Origin of the sequence: Pseudomonas cyclaminis, from assembly GCF_015163715.1 — a bacterium.
Taxonomy (GTDB): Bacteria; Pseudomonadota; Gammaproteobacteria; order Pseudomonadales; family Pseudomonadaceae; genus Aquipseudomonas; species Aquipseudomonas cyclaminis.
The window spans coordinates 1-10,898 of record NZ_JADDUM010000240.1 but is presented as its reverse complement, the minus strand read 5'-3'; the positions used below and the strand labels follow the sequence as shown (position 1 = coordinate 10,898).

The 10,898-nt window shown below is 59.9% G+C and carries 7 protein-coding genes and 3 pseudogenes; 7 read left to right on the top strand and 3 right to left on the bottom strand.

Going from position 1 to position 10,898, the window contains the following annotated elements; translation table 11 throughout:
- A pseudogene (locus tag IQK56_RS25865) lies at positions 1-169 on the bottom strand (cytosine permease); the annotation flags it as partial.
- 284 nt (positions 170-453) lie between these two features.
- On the opposite strand from IQK56_RS25865, the gene IQK56_RS25860 reads away from it, so the two are divergent.
- The gene (locus tag IQK56_RS25860; RefSeq protein WP_193862012.1) at positions 454-2,271 is read left to right on the top strand and encodes a flavin monoamine oxidase family protein; all 1,818 of its coding nucleotides are present in this window, start codon (positions 454-456) and stop codon (positions 2,269-2,271) included.
- Positions 2,272-2,329: 58 nt separating this feature from the next.
- Here IQK56_RS25860 and IQK56_RS25855 read toward each other — a convergent pair whose 3' ends face one another.
- Positions 2,330-2,527: a hypothetical protein gene (locus IQK56_RS25855; protein ID WP_065871853.1), complete on the bottom strand. Its 198-nt coding sequence runs from the start codon at positions 2,525-2,527 to the stop codon at positions 2,330-2,332.
- A 175-nt stretch (positions 2,528-2,702) separates the two neighbouring features.
- Positions 2,703-3,743, bottom strand: coding sequence for a threonine aldolase family protein (locus IQK56_RS25850; RefSeq protein ID WP_099585737.1), 1,041 nt, complete (start codon positions 3,741-3,743; stop codon positions 2,703-2,705).
- 90 nt (positions 3,744-3,833) lie between these two features.
- On the opposite strand from IQK56_RS25850, the gene IQK56_RS25845 reads away from it, so the two are divergent.
- From IQK56_RS25845 to IQK56_RS25820, 6 genes and pseudogenes are all read left to right on the top strand, one after another.
- Positions 3,834-4,562 carry a TraX family protein gene (locus IQK56_RS25845; RefSeq protein WP_193862013.1) on the top strand — a complete coding sequence of 243 codons (729 nt, stop codon included), beginning with the start codon at positions 3,834-3,836 and terminating at the stop codon, positions 4,560-4,562.
- A gap of 171 nt (positions 4,563-4,733) precedes the next feature.
- Positions 4,734-5,985 (top strand): annotated as a pseudogene (locus IQK56_RS25840) (serine hydroxymethyltransferase).
- A gap of 22 nt (positions 5,986-6,007) precedes the next feature.
- A complete protein-coding gene (locus tag IQK56_RS25835; protein WP_193862014.1) occupies positions 6,008-7,258 on the top strand; it encodes a sarcosine oxidase subunit beta in 1,251 nt (416 codons plus the stop codon).
- 15 nt (positions 7,259-7,273) lie between these two features.
- Positions 7,274-7,576, top strand: a complete 303-nt coding sequence (locus IQK56_RS25830) for a sarcosine oxidase subunit delta (protein ID WP_073525868.1) — start codon at positions 7,274-7,276, stop codon at positions 7,574-7,576.
- Positions 7,573-10,590, top strand: a complete 3,018-nt coding sequence (locus IQK56_RS25825) for a sarcosine oxidase subunit alpha (protein ID WP_193862015.1) — start codon at positions 7,573-7,575, stop codon at positions 10,588-10,590. Before IQK56_RS25830 ends, IQK56_RS25825 begins: the two co-directional genes overlap by 4 nt.
- Positions 10,591-10,712: 122 nt before the next feature.
- Positions 10,713-10,898, top strand: a pseudogene (locus IQK56_RS25820) (sarcosine oxidase subunit gamma); the annotation flags it as partial.

Below are 10,898 nucleotides of genomic sequence, written 5' to 3'. Positions count from 1 at the left end.
CACCGGTAAACCCGGTGACCATGGTGGTGAGCACGAAGTTGCCGGTGAACCAGAATGGCGCCTGATGCCACACCTTGCCGTGGCGTTCATTGCGCGGCACGTAGTCGATGGAGCGGGTTTCGATTTTCAGCGTTCTGGAGGGGGGCGCAGCCGATCGGTCGGAGGGCATGTTCATAGGTGTCACGGTCTGTTTTTTATTGAGTGAGTTGCGCAGAGTCTTGTAAGCCAAAATACAATTGAATCGGCATTTTCAAATAATCACTTTATGAATCTCTGAACTGAGTGCGCAAAACCCTCTTGAATAAGGTTTGCCTTACTGATTCACTTTTTTATTTCCAGCGGATATAGAGACATTTCCTACGAGTCACTACGCTGAAGAACACATTCGTCGTAGTCACCTTTCGCAGTGAAGCAGTAGGTGGGCGTCCTGTTTGCATACCAAGGATGATTGCCATGTCTGCTATTCCCTCCCGAAGTAAAGGCGCTGCGCGCTTGCTTGCCAACGACGTCACTGCACTGGTTCCTGACTTTCCTTTTCATTACCGCCGGTTCCTTGATACCGCCGTGAGTAACGGCACTCCGTTGGCGCAGGTTTCCAGCCGGGCGTATGGCAGCAAGGTGTTGATCGTCGGCGCAGGCGTTGCGGGAATGGTGACGGCCTATGAAGCCATGCGCATGGGTTTACACCCTGTGGTGGTAGAGGCCAGTGATCGTATTGGTGGGCGGCTGTATTCCTACGTGGCGGGTGATCCGCAAGATCCCGCTAACAGTGTGATCTGTGAAATGGGGGCGATGCGTTTTCCTGTGTCAGGCAAGACGTTGATGCACTATTTCGAGAAGGTCGGCATGACGGCCAACTCGACGGATTTTCCCAACCCTGGCTCGGCGGCAACCTCTAGTACGGTAGTCGATTACCAGCAAAAACAGACCTATTACGAAGGCAATAACCTGCCGCCGGAATACGCCGAGATTGAGCGGTTGTTGTTTGAGGTGTTCCTTGAGCAGGACCCGATCAAGTTCACCGATATGGAAGCGGCAATGTCCGAGGGCAGCATTGATCAGGCCAAGATCAAGACCTTGTGGAACGCAATCCTGGATGCGGGTTGGAACAACCTCAGTTTTTTTGCCGCGATGGTCGAGCAGGCGGGATGGAGTCGCGAAGACATTGATCTGTTCGGCCAGATCGGCTTCGGCACCGGCGGTTGGAACACCGACTATCCCAATTGTTTCCTGGAGGTGCTGCGGGTGCTGTATACCGGGCTGGATACCAACCATAAGTTGATGTTCGACGGTTCCAGCGAGCTGCCAACACGGTTATGGAGCCGCGCCCCGGATACCTTTGGTGACACCATGACGCATTGGCCTGCGGGCACCACTGTCCAAGGCCTGACGACCCAAGTCATTGCCCAGCCTTTAAAGCAGGAGGTGCGGCAGATTATACGTCGCCCGGATGGCGAGTTCGACGTATGGGTGTATGACCATAATCTGGGATACGATCGTCAATACACTTTTCCTGCCGTGGTCTACACCCCCCACAAGCGGATCCTCGACAAATTCCGCTACATGGATGGTGCCGCCCGCTTCAACCAAATGAATGACCTGTTATCCCCAAAGGAATGGGAAGCGGTGATGTACACGCACTACATGCAATCCGCCAAAATCTTCGCGCAAACCCAGCGGCCTTTCTGGAACGATGTGGAAGCAGATTTTCAACACAAGATGAGCGTGACCCTTTCGGATCGCATCACCCGTGGCACCTACCTGCTGGACTACAGTCAAGGCCTCGGACCTTACAGGGGGAGCGGTATGTTTTTGTCTTATACCTGGAATGACGACAGCCTCAAATTCCTGGGTGATCGCAGTGCGCCGCAGCCGTCCCACGTGCAGGTGTGCACAAGCTTGCTGGACAGCGTGTATGCCCCTCATCAGTTGAACCTAGCGGCTGAGTTCGGCATGACTAACCCCTTTGTCGAAATCAACTGGGAGGAGCAGCCGTTTTTCCTGTGCGCGTTCAAAATGAATCTGCCGGGCCAGTACGAGTACCAGCGCTTGCTGTTTTCTCAGTTCATGAACGGTGTGCAGGGTCCGAAACCCGATGGGTTCATTCTGGCGGGTGACGACGTTTCGTTCACGGGAGGCTGGGCAGAAGGAGCGGTGACGACGGCCTTGAATGCCGTCAATAAGCTGGCGTTGAAATTCAACGGTGGGACCTTTCTCACAAACCGCGGCCCCATTGATGATTGGCAAGCGCTTCAGCCGAAGGCGTTGTGAGCGAAATCACATCAGTCCCGCGTCGCAGGTCATGAGTCTGCGGCGCGGGCCTTAGTGGTTAGCGTACGAAAAGGTTGATGATGTATCCGCCGGATGCTGTCATTTCGAACTCTTTTCCAGTCACGGTAAAGGTTCTGGACGGCTCGATGATGGTGTCGCCGACGTTGGCCAGCTTCCTGAGGTCGTCCAGGCTGACGAATGTGGCGTCGACGTCGGCACGCAGTTGAGAATCAGTGGTGTAGCATTGAATTTCCATGATGTTGCCCTCTATAGGATTTCCATTTCCAGCCGAGTGCTCGGCAGGCAGTCAGCCCCGAAAAACGCGTCCGTCTGTTCGAGGTGACAAGATCCTACTCAAGGAAGGGGGTAGATAGATACTGTCAGAAATACGTACAAATAGACTCTGAAACGCTGCTGAAAGCCCCGTGGTTTCAGGCCTCCATCACTTTCCGAATATCCGCGGCTAATTCTCTTACGCGCTCTTCCTCGGTATCCCACGCACACATGAAACGCGCGCCACCTTTGCCGATAAAGGTGTAGAAGCGCCAGCCCTTGGCGGTCAACGCCGCAATCGCCGGTTCCGACAGTTGCAGGAACACGCCATTGGCCTGCACCGGGAACATCAATTCCACCCCCGGAATATCCGCTACCAGGCTGCTCAGCAATTGTGCGCAATGGTTGGCGTGACGTGCGTGTTTGAGCCAGGCGTCGTTCTCCAGCAGGCCTACCCACGGGGCCGACAAAAAGCGCATCTTCGACGCGAGTTGGCCAGCCTGTTTGCAGCGGTAGTCGAAGTCTTCGGCCAGCTTGTGGTTGAAGAACAGGATCGCCTCACCCACGGCCATGCCGTTCTTGGTACCACCAAAGCACAGCACGTCGACGCCGGCTTTCCAGGTCAGGTCGGCCGGCGAGCAGCCAAGGAATGCACAGGCGTTGGAGAAGCGTGCGCCGTCCATGTGCAGGTTAAGGCCCAGCTCTTTGCAGGTGGCGCTGATGGCGCGGATTTCTTCCGGGGTGTACACGCTGCCGACTTCGGTGGCCTGGGTCAGGGTGACGACGCGGGGTTTGGGGTAGTGGATGTCCTGACGCTTGAGGGCGATTTCGCGGATCGACTCCGGGGTCAGTTTGCCGTTTTCAGTGCGGGCGACGAGCAGCTTGGAGCCGTTGGAGAAAAACTCCGGCGCGCCGCATTCGTCGGTTTCGACGTGGGCGGTTTCCGAGCAAATCACGCTATGGTAGCTCTGGCACAAGGACGACAGCGCCAGTGAGTTGGCGGCAGTGCCGTTGAAGGCGAAGAACACTTCGCAGTCGGTTTCAAACAGATTGCGGAAACCGTCGGCGGCGCGGTGGGTCCATTCATCATCGCCATAGGCGCGTTGATGGCCCTGGTTGGCTTGTTCCATGGCGGCCCAGGCCTCCGGGCAGATGCCGGAGTAGTTGTCACTGGCGAATTGTTGGCTCTTGTCGGTCATGGCCCATTCCTGTGGTCGATGTTGGTGCGCACTGTAACCAAGATTGTCGCGGGTGCGCACGCTCTGTAAATGCAAAGTCACTGGGGAATTATGCACGGGACTGAAACGATGCCTGTCGGACGTGTCCGCGATGGCGCCTTGGATTTGCTCAAGTGGTTGGCGCTGTTGTGCATGGTGCTGGATCACCTGCGCTATGTCGGTTTGAGCCTGGACGGCCTGTACGTGCCGGGGCGCCTGGCGTTCCCGTGGTTTTGCCTGGCGATTGCAGCGAACCTGCATCGCACCCGGCATGCACCGGTGACCGGCCATTGGCGTTACCTGGCATGGCTGCTGCTGTTCAGTGTGATCAGCGAAGTGCCGTATCGGTTGTTTATCGAGGATGCCGATACGTTGAACGTTCTACCCACGTTGGCGCTGGGGTTGCTGGTTGCCCGAGGATGGCAGCAGAAGGCGGTGGTTGATCGAGGATTGGCGCTGATCGCCGTCACGATAGCGGCTTTGTTTTCATCCCACTTAATGTTCGGTTTCTTTGGTGTATTGCTGCCATTGGCGATGCTGCTGGTGTTTCGTCGGCCATGGTATTTCAGTGTGTTGCCGGGATTGGTCTGCGTGGCCGCCAATCAGTGGCAAATCCTGCTCAACAGCGGCACGCCGGTGGCGCTGTTGGGATTGGCTGCATGCCTGATCGCGCCATTGGCCGGATTGGTCTTATTACGACATGCCAAAAACGCCGCGCCCCCGCCCATGCGCCGCTGGGCTTATAGCCTCTACCCCCTGCATTTCCTCCTGCTGCTACTCGTTCGTCAAATCATCGCCTAACCCCCTCCCACACAAGCCCTGCTCCACATTTGTTTTGGTGTTGTTCCGGCAATGTCGTAAACGCACCTTTGCGTGGCGTGCGCAGGCATTTGACCTGCAAGCGCCAGCCCTACCATCGCATCAAAGGGCCCTGCACGGGCCTCAACAATACGAAAGGCTGGGAGAGACGCGATGTTCAGCAAGAAAGACCAGATCCAGGGTTATGACGATGCACTGCTGGCGGCGATGAATGCCGAGGAGCAGCGTCAGGAAGATCATATCGAGCTGATCGCGTCAGAGAACTACACCAGCAAGCGTGTGATGGAAGCGCAAGGCAGCGGCCTCACCAACAAATACGCCGAAGGCTATCCGGGCAAGCGCTACTACGGCGGCTGCGAGCACGTGGACAAGGTTGAAGCCCTGGCCATCGAACGCGCCAAGCAGCTGTTCGGCGCCGATTACGCCAACGTGCAGCCACACTCCGGTTCGTCCGCCAACAGCGCCGTGTACCTGGCGCTGATCAATGCCGGCGACACCATCCTGGGCATGAGCCTGGCCCACGGCGGTCACTTGACCCACGGCGCCAAAGTGTCGTCCTCGGGCAAGCTGTACAACGCCGTGCAGTACGGCATCAACACCGACACCGGCCTGATCGACTACGACGAAGTCGAGCGCCTGGCTGTCGAGTGCCAGCCGAAATGATCGTCGCCGGTTTCTCGGCCTACTCCAAGACCCTGGATTTCCCGCGCTTCCGTGCCATTGCTGACAAAGTCGGCGCGCTGCTGTTCGTCGACATGGCCCACGTCGCCGGCCTGGTCGCCGCCGGCCTGTACCCGAACCCGCTGCCGTACGCCGACGTGGTCACCACCACCACCCACAAGACCCTGCGCGGTCCACGTGGCGGCTTGATCCTGGCCAAGGCCAACGAAGCCATCGAGAAGAAACTCAACGCCGCCGTATTCCCTGGCGCCCAGGGCGGCCCGCTGATGCACGTGATCGCCGGCAAGGCCGTGTGCTTCAAGGAAGCCCAAGAGCCTGGCTTCAAGGTCTACCAGCAACAAGTGATCGACAACGCCCAGGCCATGGCGGGCGTGTTTATCAAACGCGGCTACGATGTAGTGTCCGGCGGCACCGATAACCACCTGTTCCTGGTCAGCCTGATCCGTCAGGGCCTTACCGGCAAAGACGCCGACGCCGCCCTCGGTCGCGCCCACATCACCGTCAACAAGAACGCCGTGCCGAATGACCCGCAGTCGCCATTTGTGACCTCCGGCCTGCGCATCGGCACCCCGGCGGTGACCACGCGTGGTTTCAAGTGGCACAGTGTGTCGAGTTGGCTGGCTGGATCTGCGACATCCTCGACAACCTCGGCGACGCCGATGTCGAGGCCAACGTGGCCAAGCACGTGTCTGCCCTGTGCGCTGATTTCCCGGTTTATCGCTGAGCGCGGTTTTGGAGTAATGACTATGCAACGCTACTCGGGCTTCGGCCTCTTCAGGCACTCCCTCAGCCATCACGAAAACTGGCAGAAGATGTGGCGCACACCGACCCCGAAAAAGGTCTACGACGTGGTCATCGTCGGCGGTGGCGGGCATGGTCTGGCGACTGCTTACTACCTGGCCAAAGAACACGGCATCACCAACGTGGCCGTGGTCGAGAAAGGCTGGCTGGGCGGCGGTAACACCGCACGCAACACCACCATCGTGCGTTCCAATTACCTGTGGGACGAGTCGGCGCACCTGTACGAACATGCGATGAAACTGTGGGAAGGCCTGTCCCAGGACCTGAACTACAACGTGATGTTCTCCCAGCGTGGCGTCTACAACCTGTGCCACACCCTGCAAGACATCCGTGATTCCGAGCGTCGCGTCAGCGCCAACCGCCTCAACGGCGTGGATGGCGAGCTGCTCAACGCCAAGCAAGTGGCCGACGAGATTCCGTACCTCGATTGCTCCAAGAACACCCGCTATCCGGTGCTCGGCGCCACCGTGCAACGTCGCGGCGGCGTGGCCCGTCACGATGCCGTGGCCTGGGGCTTTGCCCGCGCCGCTGACGCACTCGGCGTGGACTTGATCCAGCAGACCGAAGTGATCGGCTTCCGCAAGGAAAACGGTGTGTGCATCGGCGTGGAAACCAACAAGGGCTTTATCGGCGCCAAGCGCGTCGGTGTGGTCACCGCGGGTAACTCCGGCCATATGGCTTCGCTGGCGGGCTTCCGCCTGCCGATCGAATCCCACCCGCTGCAAGCGTTGGTGTCGGAGCCGATCAAGCCGATCATCGACAGCGTGATCATGTCCAACGCCGTGCACGGTTACATCAGCCAGTCCGACAAGGGCGACCTGGTGATCGGCGCCGGTATCGACGGCTACAACGGCTACGGCCAGCGTGGTTCGTACCCGGTGATCGAACACACCATCCAGGCCATCGTCGAGATGTTCCCGGTGCTGTCGCGGGTGCGCATGAACCGGCAGTGGGGCGGCATCGTCGACACCACGCCGGACGCCTGCCCGATCATCTCCAAGACCCCGGTACCGAACATGTTCTTCAACTGCGGTTGGGGCACCGGTGGCTTCAAGGCCACGCCAGGCTCGGGCAACGTATTTGCCGCCAGCCTGGCCAAGGGTGAAATGCACCCATTGGCTGCACCTTTCTCCATCGACCGTTTCCACAACGGTGCGTTGATCGACGAACACGGCGCTGCGGCTGTCGCCCACTAACAGGAGAAATTTCCTATGTTGCATATCTTCTGTCCTCACTGTGGCGAACTGCGCTCCGAAGAGGAATTCCACGCGTCCGGCCAAGCGCATATCCCGCGCCCGCTGGACCCGAATGCCTGCACCGACGAGCAGTGGGGCGACTACATGTTCTTCCGCGATAACCCACGCGGCCTGCACCACGAGCTGTGGATCCATGCCGCCGGTTGCCGTCAGTACTTCAACGCCACCCGCGACACCCTGACCTACGAAATTCTTGAAACCTACAAGATCGGTGAGAAGCCACAATTCACCGCCAAGGCCTCTGGAGAGAAGGTATGAGCCAGACCAATCGCCTGTCCAACGGTGGCCGGATCGACCGTAATAAAGTCCTGACGTTTACCTTCAACGGCCAGAGCTACAAAGGCTTTGAAGGCGACACCCTGGCCGCAGCCCTGCTGGCCAACGGCGTCGACATCATCGGCCGCAGTTTCAAATACTCGCGCCCTCGCGGCATCTTTGCTGCGGGCGCTGAAGAGCCGAACGCGGTGCTGCAGATCGGCGCCACCGAAGCCACACAAATCCCCAACGTGCGCGCCACGCAACAGGCGCTCTACCAGGGTTTGGTCGCCACCAGCACCAACGGCTGGCCGAACGTCAACAATGACGTGATGGGCATTCTCGGCAAGGTTGGCGGCAAGCTGATGCCGCCGGGTTTCTACTACAAAACCTTCATGTACCCGCAATCGTTCTGGATGACGTACGAGAAGTACATCCGTAAGGCAGCAGGCCTTGGCCGCTCGCCAACCGAGAACGACCCGGACACCTACGACAACTTCAACCGTCACTGCGACGTGCTGATCGTGGGCGCAGGCCCTGCCGGCCTGGCCGCTGCACTGGCGGCTGCGCGCAGCGGCGCCCGTGTGATCATCGCTGATGAACAGGAGGAGTTCGGCGGGTCCTTGCTCGATTCCCGCGAAAGCCTCGACGGCAAACCGGCCGCCGAATGGGTTGCCAGCGTCATCGCCGAATTGAAAGCCCTGCCGGACGTGGTGCTGCTGCCCCGCGCCACCGTCAACGGCTACCACGACCATAACTTCCTGACCATTCACGAGCGCCTCACCGATCACCTCGGTGACCGTGCGCCGATCGGCGTGGTGCGTCAGCGTATCCACCGTGTGCGCGCCAAGCGTGTCGTGCTGGCCACCGGCGCGTGCGAACGTCCGCTGGTGTACGGCAACAATGATGTGCCGGGCAACATGCTGGCCGGTGCGGTCTCCACTTACGTGCGTCGCTATGGCGTGGCGCCGGGCAAGAAACTGGTGCTGTCGACCAACAACGACCACGCCTACCGCGTCGCGCTGGACTGGCTCGACGCCGGCCTGCAAGTGGTTGCCGTGGCTGATGTTCGCCACAATCCACGCGGCGCGCTGGTAGAAGAAGCCCGCGCCAAAGGCATTCGTATCCTCACCGGCAGCGCCGTGGTCGAAGCTCGTGGCACCAAGCGCGTGACCGCTGCACGGATCGCCGCGATTGACGTCAAGGCACATAAAGTCAGCAGCCCTGGCGAGTGGCTGGACTGCGACCTGGTCGCCAGTTCCGGCGGCTACAGCCCGGTGGTTCACTTGGCCTCGCACCTGGGCGGCAAACCGATCTGGCGGGAAGACATCCTCGGTTTTGTTCCGGGCGAAGCACCGCAGAAACGCGTGTGTGTCGGTGGCATCAACGGCGTCTACGGCCTCGGTGATTCCCTGGCGGACGGTTTTGAAGGCGGCGTGCGCGCAGCCAGCGAAGCCGGTTTTGCCCCGGTGGAAGGCACGTTGCCAAAAGCCCTGAGCCGCCTGGAAGAGCCAACCCTGGCGATCTATCAGGTGCCACATGACAAGCCGACCGCACGGGCGCCGAAGCAATTCGTCGACCTGCAAAACGACGTCACCGCTGCCGCCATCGAACTGGCGACCCGCGAAGGTTTCGAGTCGGTCGAGCACGTCAAACGCTATACCGCGCTGGGCTTCGGTACCGACCAGGGCAAGCTGGGTAACGTCAACGGCCTGGCCATTGCCGCCCGCTCCCTGAACGTGACCATCCCGCAGATGGGCACCACCATGTTCCGTCCCAACTACACGCCGGTGACTTTCGGCGCGGTCGCGGGCCGTCACTGTGGGCACATCTTCGAACCGGTGCGCTACACCGCGCTGCAAGCCTGGCACGTGAAAAACGGCGCCGAGTTTGAAGACGTCGGCCAGTGGAAACGCCCATGGTACTTCCCGCGCAACGGTGAAGACCTGCACGCTGCGGTGAAACGCGAATGCCTGGCCGTGCGCGACAGCGTCGGCCTGCTGGATGCGTCGACCCTCGGCAAGATCGACATTCAAGGCCCGGATGCCCGCGAGTTCCTCAACCGCATCTACAGCAACGCCTGGACCAAACTCGACGTGGGCAAGGCGCGTTACGGCCTGATGTGCAAGGAAGACGGCATGGTCTTCGATGACGGCGTCACCGCCTGCATCGCCGACAACCACTTCCTGATGACCACCACCACCGGCGGCGCGGCTCGCGTACTTCAGTGGCTGGAAATCTACCAACAGACCGAATGGCCGGACCTCAAGGTGTACTTCACCTCGGTCACCGACCACTGGGCGACCATGACCCTGTCCGGCCCCAACAGCCGCAAGCTGCTGGCGCAAGTCACCGACATCGACCTGGACAAGGACGGCTTCCCGTTCATGACCTGGAAAGAAGGCCTGGTGGGCGGTGTCCCGGCGCGGGTGTTCCGGATTTCGTTTACCGGTGAGCTGTCGTACGAAGTCAACGTGCAGGCCGACTACGCCATGGGCGTGCTGGAAAAAATCGTCGAGGCCGGCAAGCAATACAACCTGACGCCGTATGGCACTGAAACCATGCACGTCCTGCGGGCCGAGAAGGGCTTCATCATCGTCGGCCAGGACACCGACGGCTCGATGACCCCGGACGACCTGAACATGGGCTGGTGCGTTGGCCGGACCAAACCGTTCTCGTGGATCGGCTGGCGCGGCATGAACCGTGAAGACTGCGTGCGCGAAGAGCGTAAGCAACTGGTGGGCTTGAAGCCGATCGACCCGACCGTGTGGCTGCCGGAAGGCGCGCAGTTGGTGTTCGATCCGAAGCAGACGATCCCGATGAAAATGGTCGGACACGTCACCTCTAGTTATGCGCACAACTCCCTGGGTTATTCGTTTGCCATGGGCGTGGTGAAGGGCGGCTTGAAGCGCATCGGCGAGCGGGTGTTCTCACCGCAGGCGGATGGCAGCGTGATCGAGGCGGAAATTGTGTCTTCGGTGTTCTTTGACCCTAAGGGTGATCGGCAGAACATCTGAGTCGCCTGCATCGGGGGCAAGCCCCCTCCCACCTTGGATTTGTGAATGCAGTCAAATGTGGGAGGGGGCTTGCCCCCCGATGAGGCCATCAGCCTCACAACAGAATTCAAAACAGGTGCTTTATGACAGCAGCCAATGTTTACCAACAACGCCCCACCACCGGCGCCAAGGCCGAGTCCTCGCTGCACCACGCCGACCTCCCCAGCCTGGTCGGCAAGGGCCGCAAGAACGCCGGCGTGACCGTGCGGGAAAAGAAACTCCTCGGCCACCTGACCATTCGTGGCGACGGCCATGATGCCGCCTTCGCC